17 protein-coding genes are annotated in these 24,209 nt (G+C 45.7%); 10 read left to right on the plus strand and 7 right to left on the minus strand.

Annotation, left to right across the window (positions count from 1 at the left end):
* Positions 1-83: 83 nt before the first annotated feature.
* From DXX93_RS16270 to DXX93_RS16280, 3 genes are read left to right on the plus strand one after another with little or no spacing between them, the layout of a single operon-like run.
* Positions 84-1,145, plus strand: a complete 1,062-nt coding sequence (locus DXX93_RS16270; RefSeq protein ID WP_116009027.1) for a CDP-glycerol glycerophosphotransferase family protein — start codon at positions 84-86, stop codon at positions 1,143-1,145.
* Positions 1,146-1,200: 55 nt separating this feature from the next.
* The gene (locus DXX93_RS16275) at positions 1,201-1,620 is read left to right on the plus strand and encodes an adenylyltransferase/cytidyltransferase family protein (protein ID WP_116009028.1); all 420 of its coding nucleotides are present in this window, start codon (positions 1,201-1,203) and stop codon (positions 1,618-1,620) included.
* A 6-nt stretch (positions 1,621-1,626) separates the two neighbouring features.
* Positions 1,627-3,162 carry a capsule assembly Wzi family protein gene (locus DXX93_RS16280; RefSeq protein WP_116009029.1) on the plus strand — a complete coding sequence of 512 codons (1,536 nt, stop codon included), beginning with the start codon at positions 1,627-1,629 and terminating at the stop codon, positions 3,160-3,162.
* 18 nt (positions 3,163-3,180) lie between these two features.
* On the opposite strand, the gene DXX93_RS16285 is transcribed toward DXX93_RS16280, so the two are convergent.
* Positions 3,181-4,221 (minus strand): CDP-glycerol glycerophosphotransferase family protein, encoded by a 1,041-nt coding sequence (locus tag DXX93_RS16285; protein WP_116010008.1) that lies wholly within the window; start codon positions 4,219-4,221, stop codon positions 3,181-3,183.
* Between the two features lie 560 nt (positions 4,222-4,781).
* Here DXX93_RS16285 and leuA point away from each other — a divergent pair.
* The 5 genes from leuA to DXX93_RS16310 are packed head-to-tail and all read left to right on the plus strand — an operon-like array spanning position 4,782 to position 10,819.
* On the plus strand, positions 4,782-6,353 hold the full coding sequence (gene leuA / locus DXX93_RS16290; RefSeq protein ID WP_116009030.1) for a 2-isopropylmalate synthase: 1,572 nt from the start codon (positions 4,782-4,784) through the stop codon (positions 6,351-6,353).
* A 31-nt stretch (positions 6,354-6,384) separates the two neighbouring features.
* Positions 6,385-7,476: a 3-isopropylmalate dehydrogenase gene (leuB, locus tag DXX93_RS16295; protein ID WP_116009031.1), complete on the plus strand. Its 1,092-nt coding sequence runs from the start codon at positions 6,385-6,387 to the stop codon at positions 7,474-7,476.
* 10 nt (positions 7,477-7,486) lie between these two features.
* Positions 7,487-8,926, plus strand: coding sequence for a 3-isopropylmalate dehydratase large subunit (gene leuC / locus DXX93_RS16300; RefSeq protein ID WP_220347577.1), 1,440 nt, complete (start codon positions 7,487-7,489; stop codon positions 8,924-8,926).
* 10 nt (positions 8,927-8,936) lie between these two features.
* Positions 8,937-9,533 carry a 3-isopropylmalate dehydratase small subunit gene (leuD, locus tag DXX93_RS16305; RefSeq protein ID WP_116009032.1) on the plus strand — a complete coding sequence of 199 codons (597 nt, stop codon included), beginning with the start codon at positions 8,937-8,939 and terminating at the stop codon, positions 9,531-9,533.
* A 41-nt stretch (positions 9,534-9,574) separates the two neighbouring features.
* Positions 9,575-10,819, plus strand: coding sequence for an HD-GYP domain-containing protein (locus DXX93_RS16310; protein WP_116009033.1), 1,245 nt, complete (start codon positions 9,575-9,577; stop codon positions 10,817-10,819).
* Between the two features lie 10 nt (positions 10,820-10,829).
* Here the strand turns inward: DXX93_RS16310 and DXX93_RS16315 are convergent, their stop codons facing one another.
* Positions 10,830-12,587, minus strand: coding sequence for an AAA family ATPase (locus DXX93_RS16315; RefSeq protein WP_116009034.1), 1,758 nt, complete (start codon positions 12,585-12,587; stop codon positions 10,830-10,832).
* A gap of 136 nt (positions 12,588-12,723) precedes the next feature.
* Between DXX93_RS16315 and DXX93_RS16320 the strand changes: the two genes are divergently transcribed.
* Entirely contained in the window at positions 12,724-13,980 is a 1,257-nt protein-coding gene (locus DXX93_RS16320) for a multifunctional CCA addition/repair protein (protein ID WP_116009035.1), read from the plus strand.
* Positions 13,981-14,089: 109 nt separating this feature from the next.
* Here DXX93_RS16320 and DXX93_RS16325 read toward each other — a convergent pair whose 3' ends face one another.
* The 3 genes from DXX93_RS16325 to DXX93_RS16340 form a co-directional block, all read right to left on the minus strand.
* Complete coding sequence (locus DXX93_RS16325; RefSeq protein ID WP_116009036.1) at positions 14,090-15,058, minus strand: alpha/beta hydrolase; 969 nt, start codon at positions 15,056-15,058, stop codon at positions 14,090-14,092.
* A 355-nt stretch (positions 15,059-15,413) separates the two neighbouring features.
* Complete coding sequence (locus DXX93_RS16330) at positions 15,414-18,023, minus strand: TonB-dependent receptor plug domain-containing protein (RefSeq protein ID WP_116009037.1); 2,610 nt, start codon at positions 18,021-18,023, stop codon at positions 15,414-15,416.
* Positions 18,024-18,917: 894 nt separating this feature from the next.
* A complete protein-coding gene (locus DXX93_RS16340) occupies positions 18,918-20,552 on the minus strand; it encodes an alpha-glucosidase family protein (RefSeq protein WP_116009039.1) in 1,635 nt (544 codons plus the stop codon).
* A 259-nt stretch (positions 20,553-20,811) separates the two neighbouring features.
* Here DXX93_RS16340 and DXX93_RS16345 point away from each other — a divergent pair, with 259 nt between their 5' ends.
* On the plus strand, positions 20,812-22,605 hold the full coding sequence (locus tag DXX93_RS16345; protein ID WP_258872694.1) for an alpha-amylase family glycosyl hydrolase: 1,794 nt from the start codon (positions 20,812-20,814) through the stop codon (positions 22,603-22,605).
* A gap of 72 nt (positions 22,606-22,677) precedes the next feature.
* Here the strand turns inward: DXX93_RS16345 and DXX93_RS16350 are convergent, their stop codons facing one another.
* Both DXX93_RS16350 and DXX93_RS16355 read right to left on the minus strand, forming a co-directional pair.
* Positions 22,678-23,184: an outer membrane beta-barrel protein gene (locus DXX93_RS16350; RefSeq protein WP_181902239.1), complete on the minus strand. Its 507-nt coding sequence runs from the start codon at positions 23,182-23,184 to the stop codon at positions 22,678-22,680.
* Between the two features lie 27 nt (positions 23,185-23,211).
* On the minus strand, positions 23,212-24,180 hold the full coding sequence (locus tag DXX93_RS16355) for an IS30 family transposase (protein ID WP_116006822.1): 969 nt from the start codon (positions 24,178-24,180) through the stop codon (positions 23,212-23,214).
* Between the last annotated feature and the right edge of the window lie 29 nt (positions 24,181-24,209).

Raw genomic sequence — 24,209 nt, forward strand, 5'->3', positions numbered from 1 at the left:
ATAGCACTTCATCAGGTTAGCGATGATATACGCTTTTGAACCTGCTAGTGGTGGTCTTTAGCTGTAAACCGGAAACCGCATTAATGCACATAATTTTTGATGTTCTTCACCTTTATTATTTACCACAATACTTGCCTGTTGCTAAAGAGCTAAGCAAGCGAGGCTGTGACATAGAATTTGTCTTCTATCACAGTGCTCATGACCAAATTATCGGAGGTATTATCGCCGCGGAAGAGCTGCGCGCGAACTGGGTGAGTACTGCCAGCCAATCAGCGCAACTTTATCTAAAAAAACAAGCTGACTGGGTGGTGTTCGCCAATGCCTACCACCATTTAGACAAGGTCCATAGCGTCAGTAAATCAGTACAACTAGGCCATGGTATTGGCCCTAAATCCAGTTACTATAAAAAATCTGATACACCGACAACCGTGCGCTTTGTCGAGGGTGCCTATCGCACTCAGCGCTTTAAAGAGATGTACCCGAACGACACCTTTGTTGATGTTGGCTTTGCCAAACTGGATCCAATCATCAATAACGAAGGGGTCGGTTTTGACTTAACGAGTCTTGGCTTAGATCCCAGCAAACCAACTATCGCCTACGCACCAACCTTTTATCCCAGCAGCTTAGAGCGTTTTCCCAAAAATTGGCCGGCATCGTTCGCCGACTACAATATTTTAATCAAACCTCACTATTTTTCGGTCAGCAAGCCCAGATACAAAAAACACTTAAAGCGACTCAACCATTGGGCTAAATTTGACAATGTTTATCTCGCTCAAGTCTCTGACTATTGCCTGACCCCGTTTTTAAGCAGCGCAGATATTTTAATCAGTGATGCTTCGTCAGCATTATTTGAGTTTGCAGCATTAAATAAACCGGTGATTTGGTGTGATTTTTTGAAATTGCGCTGGGGCTACCGAGGTGTATTTAGCTATCGCTTCAAACGCCGCATGGATGAAGACTACGGCGAATACACCAACATTGCCGCTCACGCCAACTCCTACAAAGCTGTTAAAAGCTTGGTTGATAGCCATGTTTCCCAGCCCAAGCAACTTGAACACATCAGGTTAGCATTGAGTGAGAAACTCGCGGGCAAGCTCGACGGGCAAGCGAGTTCGCGCATTGCCGACTACCTACTCAGCCACTAAGCGCTATGGTAAACTGCTCCACAGTTTGATCGTTACTCACCAATAAAGAGATTTCATGAAGAAGATTGGTTACACCACTGGCGTGTTTGATATGTTCCATATCGGCCACCTCAATGTGTTAAAGCGCGCAAGTTTAGAATGTGATTACCTTATTGTGGGCGTCACTAGCGATGAACTCTCGCTACAAGCCAAGAACAAGCAACCTATTATTCCGTTTAGCGAGCGCATGGAGATTGTAGAGGCGATAAAGTTTGTTGATGAAGTTGTGCCGCAAACTAGCTACGATAAAATGGCCGCTTGGAACAACTTAAAGTTTGACATGATGTTTGTCGGTGATGACTGGAAAGGCACAGAAAAATGGTTGCAAATAGAGCAAGAATTCAACAAAGTAGGCGTTGAAATCATGTACTTTCCTTATACCACACATACATCGAGTACCATTTTACGCGAAGCCTTGGGCGATTTAGTTAAATAATATCCTATGCATTTTTTCTCATCTATCAAAAGTCGAGCACTGTATTTGCTTGCAGCTAGCAGCTTTCCTGTTTTTGCCGGTCCTTGGGTTGACACAAACGACGCATTTTTACGAGAAAGTATTGAACACCTTGCCGACGTTAACTTGGTAACGACACCGACCACCACGTTTCCACTGATGTGGCGAGATATTGCTCGAGACCTTGAGCAAGCACCAATTCACTTAATGGATGAGCACACCTTATCGGCGTTTACCTACGTGAACCATCAGCTCAAGCTTGCCAAGAAAAATACCAAGCGAGTAGAGCTGAACATCGCGAGCAAAGATGCCAGATTTACGAGCTTTGGCGATAAGTACCGAGATAAAAACACGATTCAGATCCACACCTCATTTATGACGGATCATTTTGCCTTTAATTTTGCGCCAAAGTACACCTCATCGCCAAGTGACGATGATAAAGTTACCTATGATGGCAGTTATGCTGCAGCCTTTGTTGGCAATTGGGTGCTTAGTGCTGGCATGCAAAACCGCTGGTGGGGGCCAGGTTGGGATACGAGTTTGAGCTTGTCGAGCAACGCCCGCCCGTTACCTGCGGTTTCCCTGTCCAGATTATCGGCAGAGCCTGTGACAGTGCCATTTACCGAACATCAAATCCCATGGACGGTGACTACCTTTATGGGCCTGATGGATGACGATCGAGTAGTGGATGATGCCCTGCTTTGGGGGTTCAGATTAAACTTTCGCCCAGCCCAAAATTGGGAAGTAGGTATTTCTCGCTTAGCTCAATGGGCAGGTGACGGACGCCCAAGCGGCTTTGATACCTTTGTCGATGTGCTAGCCGGTCGTGACAATTGTGGCGGTGTCGGCCCTTCTGTTGAAGAATGTGCGGCAGGTGAAGAGCCGGGTAACCAACTTGCGGGTTATGATATTCGCTACTCCACCAAACTATTCAATCACCCGTTGGCGCTGTATTTTACCGCTTTCGCAGAAGACGGTGATAGCAAAGGTGGCTTGAGTATTTTAGGGGAAGAGCGCTACCAAGCCGGGCTTGATACGCGTACCACTGTATTCGGTAGAAACTGGCGTTTATTTGCCGAGTGGACAGACACCTATGCCAAATGTCGTGACGGCCGAAACGGCGATGGCACCTCAGCGATTGGTGATTGTTATTACGAACACCACATATATGAAACGGGTGTGCGCTACAAAGGACGAGTACTGGGTAATTTATACGAAAACGATGCGACGAGTATTGTCTTTGGCGCCATCTCACAAGTCGAAAATAACTTAGCTTATCAAGTTAAGTTGCGCTTTTTGGAGCTGAACCAAGACAACAATGACAAGGCACCTAACAATCCGTTGATTGGTAATACACTCACCCCAATTGCGGAAGATTTAATGATGCTTTCAGGCAAAGTGCAGTACAGCTATCAAAATTGGCGCTTTACGTTGGACGCTGACATCAGCCAATCGAGCTTTGAAAACGATATTGAGGATGATACTAACGCCAATCTATCGCTCAATATTGAATTTATGCTGTAATATTTGCGATTCAAAAAACTAAAGCTTCCAGTGCTTTAGTTTCTTTCTCATTTTAAATTTACGCACTAAGTTTAAGGGTTTTTGCTTGGCTGGTTGATGCCTACCAGCCAAGCGCTCATCCACTGCTGCCAATACCCGCTCTGACGATTTCCCATCTTGATAGGGATGCGTTTCTCGCTGATATTGCGCTATTTTTGCCATTAGACTCTGAGGTTGCGTTAATGCTGTTTCGATGTGTTGTTCAAGTTCAGTCGGGTTATCAAAATCGATTAGATAATCGCGAGGGCGTGCATTTTTAAACGTCACGACAGGTTTACCGAGCAGTAGAAACATGATTAATACTGAGGAAGTGTCACACACCATAACATCTGCTTTTTGCAACAACGGCAGCACGTTATCAGTTTCAACAAAGGTCAAATGCTCACTTTGAATCCCCTTGTATAGCGCTACCGTTTCTTGATCCATTTTAGGGTGAAATTGCACTAACCACTGCCAACGCCCTGTTGCACTAAGCTTTTTCACTTGCTCAAACAAATGCGGTGCACAAGTCATCTTACGGGAGAAGGTCGAGCACAATAAAATAACGGGCTTGTCATGTTCGACAGGTGTGTAATCATAGAGTGAATCAATCGCTGACCACCCCGTTTCTGCAACACTAAAATGCTTGTGTTTATCGGCGAGTATTTGAAATTTCTCGGTGGTATTTGGCCCTTGGGTGCAATACATATCAAATAGGCCACGAATCGCGTAATGGCCTTTGCGATCAGAGAATTTACCCGCATCAAACCCATGAAAAACTTGAACCTTTAAGCCGGGAAAGAAATCAGGCACCAAATTCCCAGGAACAAAAACAGCGTCAGGTTGATAGGCAATCACCGCTTCAACTGTTGGCAACCGCTGCTCATTGGCTTCGAAATAACTGAGATTAACGGCACTGCCATAGACAAACCACTTAACCTCATGGCCTCGTGCGCGTATGGCCGCCTGCAACGGCCTTAAAATAGCAAATGAATAATTCTGGGCAATGTGTAGCAAGTACTTTTTAGGGCGATCTAACATCATATCTGGCGAGCTTACCGCAGTTTTTTCTTCAAGAGTTTCTATAGACATAAAATGAGCATTAAGCGCCCCTGTTAGCGCATAGCAACCAATGGTGCGCATTGTAATATATTTGCACTCAAAATAACTGTGGAAAAAATTCTAAATTGAGTGAAATTAATTATTGACCTAGGCCCTGCTTATACGTTACTAATATCAGCACTGAATTTTGATGCAGCGATTAACGGCGATATACGCATCAAAATGCAAAAAACATAAATATTTATCAAGCTTATTTTCGAAAGCTTGTTCAGAAATAGCGTTTAAATTTAAAAAGTACAGAAAGTTCAGTTAGAAAAGACAATGCCTAGTAACAACACAACCATGACCATTATTAAACTCCTCCTCGCCTTTACTGCGCGCGGATAGGCTGTTGTTACTTAAAGAAATAAACGAAAGTAAAGAATACAGAAGACCCGCGCTAACAACCGCGGGTTTTTTTATGCCCGGCGACAAGCACAATGCGTTGAACTTCAAGCAACTAACCAGACAAGGCCGATTAAGGAATAGAGGAAAGAATGATGGATAACAGAGTAATCATTTTTGACACCACACTACGCGATGGCGAACAAGCGTTAACAGCTAGTTTATCCGTTCATGAAAAACTACAAATTGCCCAAGCAATCGAACGTTTAGGTGTTGATATTATCGAAGCTGGTTTCCCTGTTTCTTCACCAGGTGATTTCAATTCCGTTCAGCAGATTGCCAAAACCGTTAAAAACTCAATTGTCTGTGGTTTGTCGCGCGCAGTTGAGGCTGATATCCAAGCGTGTGCCGATGCGTTGAGTATTGCTGATCAATTTCGCATTCACACCTTTATTTCAACCTCCGATGTGCACGTACAACAAAAGTTGCGTAAAGATTTCGCAGATGTTGAAGCCATGGCGATTCATGCAGTGAAATTTGCCCGTAAGTTTACTGATGATGTCGAATTTTCGTGCGAAGACGCGGGCCGAACACCAATTGATAATTTATGCCGCATGGTAGAGCAAGCCATTAAAGCTGGCGCAAGCACCATCAATATCCCGGATACCGTTGGCTATACCCTACCGCATGAATTTGGCGGTATTGTCGAAACCTTGTTTAATCGCGTGCCGAATATCGACCAAGCGCGTATTTCTGTGCATTGTCACAACGACTTAGGGTTAGCTGTTGCCAACTCAATGGCGGCGGTGCAAGCAGGTGCTCGTCAAATCGAATGTACCATTAACGGCATTGGCGAGCGTGCCGGTAACTGTTCGTTGGAAGAAGTGGCGATGATCATGAAAACCCGTGCCGATTTATTAGGTGTGCATTCCAATATCAACCACCAAGAAATTGCCAAAACCTCTAAGCTGGTTAGCCACTTGTGCAACATGCCTGTGCAACCGAACAAAGCCATTGTCGGCAGCAACGCCTTTAGTCATTCGTCGGGCATTCACCAAGACGGCATGCTAAAAGCCTCGAACACTTACGAAATCATGACACCTGAAAGCGTCGGTATTGCCAAAACGAAATTAAACTTAACCTCGCGTAGTGGCCGCCACGTGATTAAGCACCGCATGGAGAGCTTAGGTTACCAAGCGGATGATTTTGATTTAGACACTTTATACCAAGATTTCTTAAAGCTGGCCGATAAGAAAGGCCAAGTATTTGACGATGACTTAGAAGCCTTGTTGTTTAATATTCAACAGCAAGATGACAAAGAGCACTACCGCGTTGAAAGTTTAAATGTACAAGCGGGTAGCGGTCAATTTGCCACCGCGGGTGTGCAACTGGCGATTGGTGATCAAGTGTTTACTGAATCGGCGACGGGTAACGGCCCTGTTGATGCCCTGTACCAAGCCATCAAAAAATGTATTGATGTTGAGATTGAAGTTGCCGACTACAAAATTTCAAATAAAGGCGCTGGCGAAGATGGCCTTGGCGTTGCCAACTTAGTAGTTAACTGGCAGGCACGAAACTTTCACGGTTACGGTATTGATACCGACGTTATCGAAGCCTCAGGGCAAGCATTAGTGTCAGCCTTAAACGCGATTCATCGCGCTCAACAAATTCAATCTATCCGCGCGCAAAAAGCCAATCAAGAAGCTGCAGCGAGCGAAAACAAATAAATTTATAAAGTTAAAAGAGTTAGGAAGTAACATGTCTACCATTGCAATTTTAGCCGGCGACGGCATTGGCCCAGAAGTAATGCAGGAAGCAAAAAAAGTGCTTGCTGCCGTTGCGGATAAATTTAATTTCCCGTTAGCTACCCAAGACTATGATGTCGGTGGCTGTGCTATCGACAATCACGGTGAAGCCTTGCCAGCAGCCACGGTAAAAGGTTGTGAGCAAGCTGATGCGATTTTATTTGGCTCGGTCGGTGGCCCTAAGTGGGAAAACTTACCACCCACAGAGCAGCCTGAGCGCTGTGCATTATTGGGCTTACGCGGCCACTTCGAACTGTTCTGCAATATGCGCCCAGCAACATTGCAACCCGCATTAGCCAGCCTTTCAACGCTGCGTAGCGATATCGCGTCATCAGGCTTTGATGTGTTAGTGATGCGCGAGCTAACCGGTGACATTTATTTTGGCCAGCCAAAAGGTCGCAACGGCGAAGGTGAAAAGGAGTCGGGGTTCGATACCATGATTTATTCACGCCGAGAGATTCGCCGTATTGCTCATTTAGCGTTTCAAGCGGCGCAAAAACGTAATAACAAAGTCACCTCGGTCGATAAGGCCAACGTCTTAGCGACCAGTATTTTGTGGCGCGAAGTGGTTAATGAAGTAGCGCAAGACTACCCTGATGTCGCGTTAGAGCATTTATACGTAGATAACGCCGCAATGCAGCTCGTGCGCGATCCCAATCAGTTTGATGTGATGTTATGTCCGAACCTATTCGGCGATATCTTGTCTGATATTTGTGCAATGATCACAGGTTCTATGGGGATGTTGCCATCTGCGAGTTTGAATTCATCAGGCTTTGGTATGTATGAGCCAGCGGGCGGCAGTGCGCCAGATATTGCAGGCCAAGGCATTGCCAACCCCATTGCCCAAATTCTGTCGGCGGCATTAATGTTGCGTTACTCGTTAAACCAAGCTGCGGCGGCAGGTGCGATTGAAGCGGCGGTGGCGAAAGCCTTAGATGAAGGCGTATTAACGGCCGATTTACTCCCCGCAGAGCAAAAGCACTCAGCAAAACGCACGGCTGAAGTTGGCGACTTTATTTGCCAAGCAATTCAAGCAGCACAATAGGAAACTGACCATGGCTACTACTTTATACGAGAAATTATGGCAACGTCATGTGGTTGATGACACCCCAGGTGAAACCCCCTTGCTGTATGTTGATCGTCACTTGATTCACGAAGTCACCTCACCGCAGGCATTTGCGAACTTAAAGTTTCACGATCGCCCAGTGCGTCGACCAGACAAAACCATTGCAACCATGGATCACAACATTTCTACTCGCTCGGTAGCGATTGACGCAGCAGGAGAAGGCGCAGCAAACCAACTGCGTACGCTGGAAAAGAACTGTGATGAGTTTGGCATCAAGCTATTTGGTATGGGTCACAAAAACCAAGGTATTGTGCACGTCATGGGGCCAGAATTAGGCATTACCCAGCCCGGGCAAGTGATTGTTTGCGGTGACTCGCATACCGCGACTCATGGTGCGTTCGGCGCATTAGCATTTGGTATTGGTACCTCTGAGGTTGAGCATGTACTGGCAACGCAAACCTTGCGCCAAACCAAAGCTAAAACCATGAAAATCGAAGTCCGTGGCCAAGTAGCACCGGGCATTAGCGCCAAAGACATCATCTTAGCCATCATTGGGAAAACAGGCAGCGCTGGCGCGACAGGTTATGTCGTTGAATACTGTGGCGAAGCTATTCGCGCACTATCAATGGAAGAGCGCATGACCATTTGTAACATGAGTATTGAGTTTGGTGCGAAAGCTGGCTTAGTTGCCCCAGATCAAACGACGTTCGATTACTTACAGCACAAAGAGTACGCTCCCAAGTTAGACGATTGGGATGCCGCTGTGACTAGCTGGCAAACCCTAAAAACCGATGACGATGCCAAGTTTGATACAGAGTTAGTGTTAGAAGGTAGCGAAATCAAGGCACAAGTCACTTGGGGCACGACACCGGGCCATGTGACTTCGGTTGACAGCACAGTGCCATCGCCACAAGATTTCAGCGACCCGGTTGAACAAGACTCATGCGCGAAAGCACTAGCCTACATGGGGCTAGAAGCAGGTACTAAAATTACCGATATTGAAGTGAACAAAGTGTTTATCGGCTCGTGCACAAATTCGCGCATTGAAGATTTGCGAGCAGCGGCGAGTATCGTCAAAGAGTACAGCGCGAAAGGTCACAAAGTTGCCAAAACGGTTGACGCGATTGTCGTACCCGGCTCGTACCGAGTGCGTGAGCAGGCCGAGCAAGAAGGGTTAGCCAAAGTCTTTACCGAAGCAGGCTTTGAGTGGCGTTTACCCGGTTGTTCCATGTGTTTAGGTATGAACGACGATAAACTCGCGGCAGGTGATCGCTGCGCATCCACTTCTAACCGCAACTTTGAAGGTCGCCAAGGCCGTGGCAGTCGCACTCACTTGGTCAGCCCAGAAATGGCAGCAGCAGCAGCAATCGAAGGTCACTTTGTCGACTTAGCGGCGAACGCAAGCAATCAAGCTGGCAAGCAACACTAGGAGCAGTATCATGGAAAAGTTTTCAAGCCACACCGGTTTAGTTGTCCCATTAGATGTTGCTAACGTCGACACAGACCAAATTATTCCTAAGCAATTTTTGCAAAAAACGGAGCGCGTAGGCTTTGGCCAGCACGCTTTTCACGACTGGCGCTACCTTGACGCCGAAGGCACACAGCCCAACCCTGACTTTATTCTCAATGCCGAGCAATATCAGGGCGCGAGCATTCTGCTAGCGCGTGAAAACTTCGGTTGCGGCTCAAGTCGTGAGCATGCCCCTTGGGCGCTGCAAGAATATGGCTTCAAAGTGATCATCGCACCGAGCTTTGCCGATATTTTCTACGCCAACTGTATAAATATTGGCATCGTGCCAGTGAAGTTAAGCAATGATGAAATTAATGAGTTATTTCAAGCGTGTAACGACAAGACAAAATCATTGACGGTTGATCTCGTTAATAATAAAGTTTCGCTTGACGATACCTGCTACACTTTCAGCTTAGATAAATTCCATCAGTACTGTTTGGAAAACGGCGTTGACAGTGTTGGTTGGACATTGAAAAAAATTGATGCCATTGAAAACTACGAAGAACGGCTAGCGAGCTGGCAGTAACTTCTCAACACTTGGCATCTATGCGCAGTTAAGAGTATCAGATGCCAAGTGAATTATTCCCCAAGGATCACGCAAATAAGTATTCAGAGATAGACATAGACCAGCTCAAGCCGGGTATGTATGTCAAATCCATTTCCTTTCAAGACAAAGGCTTTATCTTAAAGTCTGAAGGCTACGTACTCAGTGCGACTAAAATCATGCAGTTAAAAGCTGCGGGGATCAAAAAGCTGATTGTCGACCCTGCCAAACAAAAAGCCGCTGAGCACATCGATAAAGTGATGCCAAATATTAGCTCAAGTCCGCTCACTAAGCTCAACAAAGTAGGTAGACCACACGGTGTTTCACTTGAAGATGAGCTGAAAAATGCTCAATCTTTGTATAGCAACGCAAAAGATCTTCAACAAAAAATTCTCGGCACGGTTAAAGCCGACAGAGAGCTCAACGCCGAAGAAGTGCGAGAAACAACTGATGCTATGGTCGATTCGATCTTTCGCAATCAAGATGCCCTCGCCTGCTTGTCACGCCTTCGTTCAAAAAGCAATTATTTGATGGAGCATTCACTTAACTGCTCGATTTTAATGTCAATTTTTGCCAAACATTTAAAACTTGAACGCGACATTATCGAGCAACTTGCCTTAGGCGCGTTCTTACACGATGTCGGCAAAGTCTTTATTCCTGATGACATTCTCGATAAACCAGGCTCGCTCACCGAAAAAGAGCAGAAAATCGTGCAAACGCATGTCGCTTTGGGCGCTAAAATTCTTGAAGACACGCCACATATTTCACATATTGCGATGACCTGTGTACGCGAGCACCACGAGCGTTTAGACGGCAGTGGCTACCCTAAGCAATTCAAAGATGATGATATCAGTAAATACGGGCGCATGATGGCGATTGTCGATAGCTACGACGCGATGACATCAGATCGCAGCTACAAAAAAGCAGTTCACCCTGTTACCGCGTTTAAAACCTTGATTAAAGAGTCTGCGACCGGTTACGACGAAGAGCTAGTGGAAAAATTTATCCAGTGCTTGGGTGTGTACCCCGTTGGCACGCTGGTACAGCTCAACAGCGGTAAAATAGGCTTAATTGCCGAGCTAAACAGAGACAAGCCCACCCACCCAGTGGTTAAAGTGTTTTACAACACCCGTTTAAATCAAACGATTCCGATTGAAGATATTGATTTGAGCAAGTCTAAGTATCGCGATCAAATTGATAAATGCATTCGACCTGAAGAGTTTAATATCAACCTGTTAAGCTTCTTTAAAACCGCTTTCGAAAGCTAATATTTACCATCTACCAAGTGCTCAAGGCCGGTAGCGAAAACTGCTGGCCATCTAACTCAAGTACAACGTCTTCTTGGTTAATTTTTGCCAATACCACGCGACCTGCGACCACATCGCCTTCATAACGCTCACGGCCGTTGACCCTAACCCAACCATTGCCATCCGTTGCAAAAATATGAACCTCAAAAGCCAGTGCTGGCACTTGGTTTTGAATATGGCTTGGCATATCTAACAACGAAGGAACCGGTTGTTGTGTTGATGCTGGGTCTTTCTCATAGCCGCCCAGTTCTTCACCAGCAGCATTGGTATCATCAACCGCTTCTTGCAGTTTTGCCAGTAGCTCTGGCGATACGCCCTCTAGTTGGCTTAAATCAAAATCAAGGTTGGGCGCCGGTGCGTTCTTCGGTGCTTGCTGTGTCGGTGAATTGGCTGCCGACTGCGCTGCATTGCCGGAACTCTCTGGCTGCCTAACTCCTTCGTTGTCTGTATTTGCTTGCGTGGTCAGCGACGCTTGCTCAATAGGAGAAGGTTGCGCTGCAGTGCTTACGTTAGTGCTTGAGTTAATGTTTGGTTCAGTCATTGGCTCAGCGACTTGGTTGGCTGTTGGCGCTGACGATACGTCTAGTTCAGCTTGTAAATTGTTACTTTGTGATGAGTTGGCTTGTGCTAAATTAGCTTCGCCCAAGTTATTTTGGCCTAAGCTATTTTGGCCTAAATTATTGTGACCTAAGCTAGCTTGCTCTAACTTGTCTTGAGCTTTGCTGTCTTTAGCTAAGTGACTTTGCTCAGTGTGAATTTGCCCTGTTTGACTTTGCTCCGGCGCAGCGAGCACGACCTCCGTTGTGTGACGCTGATAATAGCCGCCAAACCAATAAGCTCCCGCAACCACAATAGCTAAGTTAGCGGCAATACTCAGGCCAATAAGCGATTTTTTTTGCCACCAAGGTGTTAAATGAAACTCGCTGCCCAGTGCTTGCTCTGATGCGGTTAACACGGTTTTGCGATTTACCACAGAATCATTGTTGCCGTACGCCGTTGCCAGCGCGCGATCACAAAGCAAGTTAATGAGCCTGGGAATACCTTTAGAAATTTTGTGGATCAGTGCGATAGCACTGGGTTTAAACAACTGCCGATGGCAATCAGCCACCGTTAGTCGATGTTTAATGTATAGCGCCACTTCTTTGCGCGTTAGTGGCAGCAAGTGATAACGTGCTGTAATGCGCTGCGCTAACTGGCGCAAATCGCGGCGCTGCAACAGCTGTTGCAGCTCTGGCTGGCCAATAAGCACCACTTGCAGCAACTTTTTGGTATTGGTCTCTAAGTTAGTTAATAGTCGCAGTTGCTCTAAGACTTCTGGCTGGAGGTGCTGTGCCTCATCAATGATCAGCAAGGTATTAATGCCCGCTTCCTGATTGCTCAGCAACTTTTGTTGAATTTTGTCCGTTAAATACTTCAACGTAATGCCGGTCTTTTTATAGCGAACGTTTAATTCATCACAAATGGTTGCCAACAGCTCTACACAAGACAGTGTCGGGTTTAAAATAAACGCCACTTGGGTATTTTCTGGCAGTTGTTCTAGCAGGCGGCGGCTAATCGTCGTTTTACCTGTGCCAACCTCGCCCGTTAGTAAAACAAAACCGCCAGTATCACCGAGCCCATAGCTCAAATGCGCCAGTGCTTCTTTATGGCGATCCCCCAAGAACAAATAGTCAGGATTTGGGGCAATGGAAAACGGAATATCATTAAGGCCGAAAAAACTTGTATACATGAAAAGCGTAAATTGATGAGTTACCCGCTCAAACTACCTGCTCATCTGGCATAAGTCAAAGGGCATACAAGCCTCAGTCTGATCCGTGATAAGATGGCGTGGTAATTTAAGTAAAATCATTGTATTCAAACAGCTTATGGCAAAACAACTAGCAGACTTAAATGTCTTTTTAGTCGGCGGCGCAGTGCGCGATCAACTGCTCGAGCGTGACATCGTCGAGCGAGATTACATGGTCGTTGGCGCAACACAACAACAAATGCTGAATTTAGGCTTCCAACAAGTGGGTAAAGATTTTCCAGTATTCTTGCACCCAGAAACGAAAGACGAATATGCCCTAGCGCGCACTGAACGCAAGCAAGGGCAAGGTTATACGGGCTTTGTTTGCTATGCCGAACCGGATGTAACGCTAGAGCAAGACTTGATCCGACGCGATCTCACCGTTAACGCCATGGCGATGGCGCCCAATGGTGAAATTATTGACCCGTATGGAGGCCAGCAAGACTTGGCTGATCGCATCTTGCGCCATGTCTCCCCGGCGTTTAGTGAAGATCCACTGCGCGTGTTGCGCGTCGCTCGCTTTGCCGCCCGTTATCACCAGTACGGTTTTACCATCGCCGCTGATACCTTAGCGTTGATGTCGGAAATAGCAGCATCAGGTGAATTAGTCGCATTATCAGCAGAGCGTGTTTGGAAAGAAATCGACCGCGCGCTTGCTGAGCCTAACCCCGAAGTTTTTATTGACGCGTTAAGAGCATGTGGCGCGCTAAAAGCACTATGGCCTGAGCTAGATAAACTCTGGGGGATCCCCAATCCAGCACAGCACCACCCAGAAATTTGCTCCGGCATTCACACCTTGCTCGTGCTTCAACAAGCGGTCAAGCTATCAAACGACCCCAAAGTGCGATTTGCCGCGCTTTGTCATGACTTGGGGAAAGGGCTAACGCCAGCAGAGAAATGGCCAAAGCACTATGGCCATGAACAAGCGGGCGTTGCCGTTATCGAACAAGTCGCAGCGCGTTTAAAAGTTCCTAACGACTACAAACTGCTCGCCGTGAAAGTGTCGCAATTTCACCTCAATGTGCATCGCGCTTTCGAGCTAAAACCAAGCACAGTGCTGCGTATCCTCGAGCAATGTGAATACCAGCGCAAGCCTGAGTTATTCAATGACATTCTCTTAGTCTGCCAAGCCGATAGCCTTGGGCGATTGGGCGCAGAACACAACGACTACCCGCAAGCAGCTTACTTAACCGAGTTAGCCAATCTGTGTCGACAAGTAAGCGCCAAGCCTTTTGTCGCGCAAGGGCTACAGGGTAAAGCGATCAAAGAGGCGATGAATAAAGCCAAATTATTGAGTATTAGCCAATACAAAGCCGATTATATCTGCCCTGAGTAGGCCGTGGTCGAGCACAGATGAACGCTTGGTAACTAACCCAATCATACAAGTCGCTGTTAACTAAGCGGTATTAACTAAACGGTATTAACCAAGCGACTTTAACCCGTTGTTATGGGTATGGCAGTTCGTATTCTCGCTCACTGGGATGGACTCGAGCCGTTTTTATCGCCTCGGCCATATGCTTGATCACTGGGGTTTGTTTTGAGCCTCGGTGGAGAAAGTAAGTATGACCTTTAGGTTTATCAATGGTGTTATTAAAGTTATCGCAGTCCACTTGATAGACCTTCTTGGGCAGTTTATTGAGATTTTCGGCACCTGTCATGCCCAGCCGTCGAGACAGGGTTTTGTTTTTTAGGTTAGCCACTTTACTTGCCGGCATGGCAAGGTCGTCATTGGCATAGTAGATCACCACATTACGCGCTGAATCAACAATATGCTGCCCTTTCTCGCCTTTTTCCAAGGCTTCATTTTCAATGTCTGCGGCAATAAGAAAGGCATTGCGAAAGAGCTGTGGCACATCGCCCTGTGCTTTTGCCCACTCGTACAGCGTATTCATCAAGACGCGATTGCCCATTGAATGCGCCAAAACATTGATCCGTTTATGGCATTCATCACCTTGTTGCACCAGTTGTTTTTGCCAGCTGACAAACTTACCAAACAACCGATAAAACAACTTACCGCTGGCGTCTGCCGCATGTTGGTCATCCCAGTAATCATCGATAAACGCCAGTGCAGAATCGTCATCACAAGGCCAAATAATAGGGACGACTTTGACTAATTCTTGGTTAGCGTATTGATTTATCTGCTCTTCCAGTGCCAATGCATTTGGGAAAATATCAGCTTCATCGGTGTTGTTAAAGCCGTGAATATAAAGCAGCACTTGTGTTTTTTCTGATAATGCCTTGAGTTGAGTAAAAAAGCTGGCACTCCCCTCTTCAAAATATTTCTTGTTATCTGGCGAACGCTTACAAAAAAACAAATGCTTTGACGGTGTTGTATTTTGCAAATCGAACGTCAATTCTCGACCTATCTTGGTCTGGTAGCCCTCGTTGGGGATTCTGTTAGTGACGAATAACATAAAATCTCCTTATTTAAACTTGTTCACATCAGGTGGCAAGCTTATTCAAGCGCATGACTTAGCGCGTTTGCGAATCACCAAGCCACTATTAACACGCCACTATCAACCAGCCACACTCAAAAATTAGCAGAGTTTTGATGATTTACTTAGTGCATGAGGGCTGTTTTTGTATGTAACGCTAGACTCTACGTGCGAACCAATCACCTCAAGAAAATCCAAATTTATTCTCAAGTACTCATCGGAAACTGTCGGCATTAACCGAAGGAAAAAACAAAAAGTCCTGAGTGCAAACTGCGCTCAGGACTTTTTCAGTGCGGTACCCCGTATCACAGGGGCTTATGGTATGGCTACGCGATTAGAAGTTATACGTTAACTTCGCGTAGTAGAAACCACCGTTGTAGTCGAATGGACCACTTTCGTAGTACTGCCCACCTAAGATTTCAGGTACACCGTTTTGCAGCTCTTCTGCTTCTTGATCAAAGATGTTACTTGCACCAATTGATACCGTAAACATATCGTTGATAAAGTAGCTAGCTTCTAGATCAACTGTTACTGCTGCATCGGCTGTTTCTGAGAATTGCTCAGATGTATCATCTGCGTGCACAGCGTAGTATTCACCAAAGTAGTTCAAGCGAACAAAAGCTGCAACCTCATCCCAAGTTTGGCTAACTGTGAAAGTTGCGCGGTGGTCTGGCATGCCCTCTTCTAAACGACGCACTTTACCGTCTGTCGTTACGAATTGCAGCTCACCGTTATCGTCTAACACTGGGTTACCTGAAATAGGGTCGATAATTGGGTCTCGGCTATCAACTTCCGTCTCGTTGAAGTTATAGGCAAGTGAGAACTGGGTATCGCCGCCCATTAACGACATCGAGTAGTTGGCTACAATATCGACACCACGTGTGGTTGTATCGAAGTTATTAGCGAAGTACGTTACCGCTGAAATTAACTCAGGGTTTTGCACGCCTAGTGCGCGTAACTCATCATAGTCTTGTGGACGAACACTAATTTGGCTTGATTGTGCGATGCGATCTTCCACTTCAATGTTGTAAACATCAATTGTTAAGAAGAAGTCACCTGATGAGTAAACAAGACCAGCTGCATACGATTCAGATTCTTCTGGTTGAAGTTCTGTACCACCGTAGAATGCCGCTAGCGGATCAGTTGGTGGCGCCGTAAAGCTTTGGATTAGCTCACCATTAACCAATGACGTCGCCGTGTTTACTACGTTTGCTTGACCCACAGTTGGCGCTCTAAAACCTGTGCTTGTTGATGCACGAAGTGACACTTCTTCGGTTAACGAGTACTGTGCTGTTAGCTTGTAGTTCGTTGTGCTACCAAACGTGGTGAAGTCTTCCCAACGTAGTGCACCACCTACCATAAAGTCTTCAGTTAAGTAGGCTTCTAAGTCCACATAGGCAGCCCAGTTACGGCGGTCATTTCTACCTGCCGCGTCTGGCGAGAAGCCAGCAAAGCCATGAGAACCGATATTGAAGCCTTGATCTGCATATGGGCCAGCGATCCAAGATGCTTCTTCACCGGCGATAATTTCAAAGCTTTCTTCGCGGAATTCAATACCCGTAGCCACGTTTAACGGCTCTTCCAAACCAATATCTACACCTTTTACTAAATCAAAGTTAAAGGTTTTTTCTAACTGAATATATTTACCCGTATCAAAATCAACTGGCGTTGATAAGCCAAGTGACGGGTTCAGGGTATTTTTCAAGAAGAAATCTGATTCGTTGCGGCCAACGGAGCCACTTAAATCAAAGAACCAATCTTCCAAGATACCCGATTGAATATCACCTTTAACACCTGCGGTTAACGATGTATCTGTGATGTTGCCGCCGAATTGCGGTGTGTAACCACCAGGGAAAATCTGGTTCATTGAGAAACAGTTAGGATCAGCTACCATGTCTAGGTAGGCTTGCGTATTCAGTACATTTGGCACGTTTGCAGGTACTACAGCACAGGTGCGCTCTGCACCTTGCGTTGCTTGTGCAACATCACCCACCAGGAGGGTTTGACCGCCGTCAATAGAGTAAACATTACTGCGATTGTGTGGGTTACGGTAGTAGAAACCGCCAGTAACGTCACGCTCTGCGTAGTTACCAAATAAGTAAAATTCTTTATCATCGCCCAAATCAAGTTTTACGTTACCAAACAAAGTAATGTCGTCGTCAATTTCAGGGTTACCCCAAATTTGTGCAGGGTTTTGAATGGCCGAGTTGCCCGCATCAAATAAACCTTGTGCATCAGCACGCTGCACCGAGCGGCTGGTCGCATCAGCTTGCTTGTACTGGAAGCTCAAGTTAACAGAGCCATCGTCGGTGAATGGTAAACCAATGTTACCGTCTACCGTTGTCGTTGCCCCGTCACCTTCGTAAAATTCACCGCGTTTAATTGATAGTGAACCACCGTCGGCATCGTCTTTTAATACGAAGTTCATTACACCCGCGATAGCATCTGACCCGTATTGCGCCGCCGCACCGTCACGTAATACTTCAACTTGTTTTAACGCAACTGACGGGATAACTGAAATATCAGGACCTTGGGCACCATCGTTAACACCACCACCTTGGAACGCGATAACTGACGCGCGATGGCGGCGTTTACCATTAACAAGCACAAGGGTTGAATCTGAAGATAAGCCGCGTAAGTTAACCGGGCGAATGAGCGTTGCCGCATCTGAAATAGGCTGTGCACGCACGTTAAATGACGGTACAGAGCTCACTAATTGGTCGAGCATATCGCTTGAAGCGGATTTACCTAGTTCATCACCACCAACGATATCCACAGGTACAGCGGAGTCGGCAATTGAACGCGGCGCTGCACGTGAACCAACAACAACGATTTTTTCAACTTCTTCAACAGCAGCATCATCGTCGAAAGCGTAGGCCGGGGTAGTCCCCAGCGCAGCGCCCACAGCTAGGGCTAATGCGCCAGCACGGAATGTAGTAGACATGTTATTTCCTTCCCAAATTTATGGTTATATTTTTTAACTAGTTATTGTTATGTTTGGTACGTCTTTGCGTACTTATTATTTTTTCGCTCAGTGCATGTTTGGCGATTATACGCAGCAACACAAAACGACTAAGTTCAATTATTTATAAAACAGCTAATAGGGCTTTACAAGAGGCTCGGTTGTGAAAAGCGAGGAATTATGCAAGGAATCACCAGTTTTCTAACTAGTTCTACGAAACAATTGAATACTTACCCAGCTCAGCTAAAACGCTCAAACCTAGAAACCACGCTGTCTACATGGCATACAGTGAACATTTTCTATGCGAATATTTTCGTAATAGTTATTAACGATAAAAAATTTTTAATTTCTTACTATTCGTTGAGCGAATCGCTCACAATTCAAGCAACTCATTAGCGTAAAAACTGAGCGCATAAAAATGCTAACATTGAATTTACAATGTGAATTTTTGATTACATTTCTCAAACTTAGCGTTATAGCGCGATAGCAGCAATGACGTTACCACTTAAAAACTAAGGTTAAACGGACGAAATTACCGCAGACTGTTCGCTCGCTTTTTATACGGCAAATAACGATATAAATGGAATAGAAAATAAGAGTTTAGATGCTGCGGACGTTATCCCGCTGAATAGTATAATGGCGACGAAAAAAGCTGGCGACGAGACGGTTAACGTTGAAACAAGAAGTAAAAGGCGTTATCTAGGAATGATAATTTTATCAGACCTCACAAGAGCTTACGCCCTTGCCAATGGATGAAAAAAGAGAGCCAGTGTCTACTGGCTCTCTTTTTTTATGCTTGAGTTATGTGCTGGAGTTTAGTGCTTGAGGTTTGTGTTTGCGTCCTGCGATTAAGGTAACTGTTAATTGCAACCAGTATTAACCTTGGCGATAAAACGCCGCGCCAAAACCGGCTAATGTCACCTGTTCATTGTCTACATTAGCTTGTGCAAACCCATGCCCTGTCATCGATGCAAGTGGCTGTAGCGATTGGTGCGAGAAACTGACCGTTTCATTGCTAAAGTTGAAAATAGCGAGCACTTTTTGCCCCTCATATTCACGTATAAACGCCAGCAATTGTGCATCGGCTTGGATAAACTCAATATCACCGTACAATAGCTCAGGTTGCTGTTTGCGCCACGCCATAAACTGTTGGTAATGAGTTAACATTGAATTTTCAACGCCTTGCTGTGCATCAACCGCGCTTGCTAACTGGCTTTCTACAACCGGTAGCCAAGGTTGCTTAGCCGCCGAGAAGCCACCGTTAATTTCGCCTTGTTGCCAAGGCATAGGTGTACGACACCCGTCGCGGCCCTTGAAGTTTGGCCAAAACGTAATGCCATAGGGGTCTTGCAGCTGCTCGAAGCTTAGCTCAGCTTCCACCAAACCAAGCTCTTCACCTTGATAACTGCAAACACTGCCACGCAGCGAGGCCAACATAGCATTAAACATTTTAACCTGTGCGGGATTGACATTGCGCTTGTCTTCTTTATTCCAACGTGTTGCTACTCGCTGTACATCGTGGTTGCCAACCGCCCAACACGGCCAACCGTCTGCCATGTTGTTTTCTAACTCTTCAATCGTGTCGCGAATATAGGTCGGTGCACAATCTTCCGTGAGCAATTCAAAACTATACGCCATGTGCAGGCGTTTGTTACCCTCAGTGTATTCGGCCATCGTCTGCAGTGAGTCTTCCGATGAAATTTCGCCCAAGGTCACAACACCGGGGTACTGATCCATTAAGGCGCGAATTTCTTCCATAAATTCGACATTCTCTGGCTGAGTGTTGTTGTAGTAATGATATTGGAAGGCATATGGGTTGTCTTCACTAAAACCACGGCCTTTGCGCTCTGCTATCGGTTTAGCTGGGTTATCACGCAGTAATTTGTCATGGAAGCAAAAGTTGATGGCATCTAAGCGGAAGCCATCGACGCCTTTTTTCAGCCAAAATTCAACATTTTCCAATACGTGCTTACGCACTTCTGGGTTATGGAAGTTCAGATCTGGCTGCTCTGTTAAGAAGTTATGCAAATAATATTGCTGGCGTCTTGGCTCCCATTGCCATGCCACGCCACCGAAAATCGATAACCAGTTGTTCGGCGGTGAGCCGTCTTGATTGGCATCTGCCCATACATACCAGTCAGCTTTTGGGTTATCGCGACTTTCGCGGCTTTCCAAGAACCAAGGGTGTTGGTCTGACGTGTGGCTTAGCACTTGGTCGATAATCACTTTAATGTCTTTCGCTTTGGCATCAGCCATTAGCTCATCAAAGTCTGCCATGGTGCCGAACATAGGATCGATATCGCGATAGTCACTAATATCGTAACCAAAGTCTTTCATTGGTGATTTGAAAAACGGCGAAATCCAGATGGCGTCAACGCCTAGGCTTTTAATGTAAGGCAGCTTTGCAATGACACCTTGTAAATCACCGATGCCGTCATTATTGGCATCCATAAAACTGCGAGGATAAATTTGATAGATAACGGCACCGCGCCACCAAGGTTGTTGCTGCATGAGAATTCCATGTTGTTTCACTCGCGAGTTAAGAAGTACTGCTTCCCCCAATCTTCTGTGCTCACGATGAACAATCGTTAGTTATTGATGCTGCTCAGTATCTGGTATCTGGCCTGCTATGTGAACGCCCTGCATACGTATGCAACCGCATCGCTAATACAATAAGCTTTGCATACGTATGTAGTGTGTTTCCAAACAGGTAATGACGCGATAATTTGACGCTAAAATACAAAATAAATAACAACTAATCGACGCCACTATGATGAAACTTAACAAGCCTCTCGTCCTCTCAAGCTTGGCCTTGAGCGTAACGCTAGCACTGTCCGCCTGTAACGATTCAAATAACTCGAACGAAAGCGATAACAACACAGCGATTGTCGAGCAAGAAAACACTTCGACACTGCCGCACTATCTAAACCGCGATATCCAAGACGATGTTTTTTACTTTGTCATGCCAGATCGTTTTCACAATGGCGACACCAGTAATGACAATGGCTCAGAAACCATTGCCATTTCGCAAGGTGGCTTTGATAAAAGCAGCAAAAGTTATTACCACGGCGGAGATATTAAAGGGCTAACGGCGAAAATCCCTTACCTGAAAGAGATGGGCATTACCGCCATTTGGCTAACCCCGATTTTACGAAACCAAGCCGTGCAAGGGGATGTTTCTGGCTACCACGGATATTGGGTACTCGACTTCACGGAAATAGACCCACACTTAGGCACTAATGCCGATCTAAAACAGTTTATTGATACGGCGCACAATGAAAACATCAAAGTATTCTTCGATATTATTACCAACCACACGGCTGATGTGATCCGCTATAAAGAATGCCATGGTGAAGGCGAAGTTGCCTTTTCTGATGGCGAACAACAGTGCCAGTATAAATCGCTGGCACAAGTTGCCGCAGGCGACAAATACACGCCGTTTGTACCCGCAGGTATGGAGAACCTTAAAGTTCCCGAGTGGCTTAACGAGACCAAGTATTATCACAACCAAGGGGATTCAACGTTTGAAGGTGAAAACTCAATTTATGGCGACTTCTTTGGCTTAGACGATATTAATACTGATGATCCAGAGGTAGTGGCTGGGTTAACAGAAGTATTCAAAGATATCATCACCGAATTCAAGCCCGATGGTTTTCGTATCGATACCGTTAAGCACGTTAATATCGAATTTTGGCAGGCATTCTCACCAGCGCTAGTCGAGCATGCGAAAGCGCAAGGGTTACCGAAATTCTTTATGTTTGGTGAAGTCTTTGATGGCAACCCAGAGGTACTGAGCCGATTCACCACAGAAGGCAAAGTACCGTCAGTACTCGACTTTGGTTTTGCTTTTGCGGTGCGAAATGTACTTGTTGACCAAAAAGGTACGCGTGAATTGGCAAATTTATTCGCGCAAGACAGCAAGTACCGCGACCACGATAGCGACGAAAACCAACTGCTGAATTTTGTTGGCAATCATGACTTTGGCCGGTTTGCGTGGTACTTAGCAGAAAGTGATCACAACTACAGTGAGACAGAAAAAGTTGCGCGCTTAACGCAAGCTCACCAAATGATGTACTTTTTGCGTGGCATTCCCGTGACTTATTACGGCAGTGAGCAGGGCTTTGTCGGTGATGGCGGTAATCACGACTCACGCCAAGATATGATGCCTTCACAAGTCGCCAGTTACAATGATGATGACTTACTCGGTACAGATAAAACAACGGCTGACGACAATTTTGACCAAGCGCATCCTTTGTATTTAGCGCTTAAAGAGATGGCGGAAGTTTATCAAGCACACCCAGTATTGCGATACGGGCAACAGCACGTTGTGTATAGCAATGATAAAGCGGAAATTTTTGCCGTTACGCGCACATTGCCATCGGGTGAGCAATACCTTATCGCGTTTAATACTGCGAACCACCAAAGCTCGGCGAATATGCTGTTGTCAACGAATGCTGATAAGTTAGTTTATCAATCTGCGCCCGCTAAACACAGTGCTCAAGGTAATCAATTCAATCTAACCATGGCACCACTGAGTGTGGTGATTTATCAACTTGGCAATTAGTGTTTGAATGCTAAATTCAAACAAAACAGGACGCGTAAGCGTCCTGTCTTTTTTAACCTTCACGCAACCAGTCTAAAACTTCATATGTATACTGGCCGTTAATAAGTCTGTATCGTCATACTGCTCAAATGAAAATTCAAGCAAAGACTGCTCCGTAATATTAAAGCCAGCGCCAACACCATATCCTAATTCAGACTCTGAATCACTTGCTGACGAGCCGCGAAACGATGCTTCAATTTTGACATCAGCATAACTTGGCATAACAAATAGGTAAAAGTTGTCTGCCGCCTGATATTGCCCCTTCACCGATAAGGCCACAAAACGATCAATTTCAAAGTCGACATCAAACACTTCATCATCGTTTAAACCAATTCCGAAACGTAATTCTGGTGTCACTGTCCACTGAGTATTTTCAATTTTATGGTAATAACTTACGGAGCCGTAAACAGCACTTAATGACACGTCTAGGCCATCATCGTCAGAAGATAGGTTTGCATAACCAGTACCAATTGACCATTGCGCAGCGGCAGTTAGAGGGAAGGCGAGCGCTAAAAGCGCAAATCCAGCTTTTTTCAACACTTGAATTCAACTAATAAGTGCAATCGTTTATGCAGCCACTAATTTCTCTGGCTGACCGGTAAATAATTCATAAGGTGTTTTATAACCTCTTGTCTTTCTTGGGCGGTGATTGAGCTTATCAACTGCCGCCTGAATTTCTTCTTCACTAAGCGCCATAAAGTCTGTGCCTTTGGGAAAGTAACGTCGCAGTAAACCGTTAGTATTCTCATTGATACCTCGCTCCCACGAAGCGTAAGGGTGGGCGAAGTACACATCCGCTTCTAGCGCTTGAGCAATTCGCTCATGTTGAGCAAATTCTTTACCATTATCGAAGGTAATCGTCAGTACCTTTTCTTTGAGTGGCATAACACTATCAATGATAGCGTCTGCTGTAATATCAGCATGTTTGCTCTCAATACGCCTAACAACGGTATAAAGTGTCTTTCGCTCAACCAGTGTGACAAAGGCGTGTTGGCGCCCTTTTCCTATAACAGTATCACCTTCCCAATCACCAAGACGAGATTTTGTGTCAACTACCGCTGGGCGTTCATCAATACCGACACGGTTCACAAGTTGGCCACGCTTACTATAGCGGCCATAGCGTTTTTGGTATTTTTTACCTGCTCTGGTGAGAGATTTATACAGTTGACCACCTTGGGCTTTATCCTGATAAATATAGCGGTAAATACTCTCATGGTGCAGGGAAAGCTTTTCTTCTAATTTAATCCGTCCAGTAATTTGCTCTGGGCTAAAGTCTTGCTCAAGCAACCACTTAATCCAACCTTGGACCTGCTCTGTGATTTTGACTGACTTAGTAGCCGATTGACGTCTTTGTTTAGCCAATTGGTGAGCTTGTTTTGGTCGATAGCCCCTCAATCCTTTATTGCGTCGTATCTCGCGTGAAATGGATGACGGACTGCGCTCTAAAATTTCAGCTATCTCTTTTTGACTATGTTTTGCTTTTAACAAAGCGTAAATCTGGTATCGTTCAGCTTGTGTCAGCTGTTTGTAGTTCATAAGGCTATTTCCTTTGGCGAGAAAGTAGC

Source organism: Thalassotalea euphylliae, from assembly GCF_003390335.1.
In the GTDB taxonomy this organism is placed as follows: domain Bacteria; phylum Pseudomonadota; class Gammaproteobacteria; order Enterobacterales; family Alteromonadaceae; genus Thalassotalea_F; species Thalassotalea_F euphylliae_B.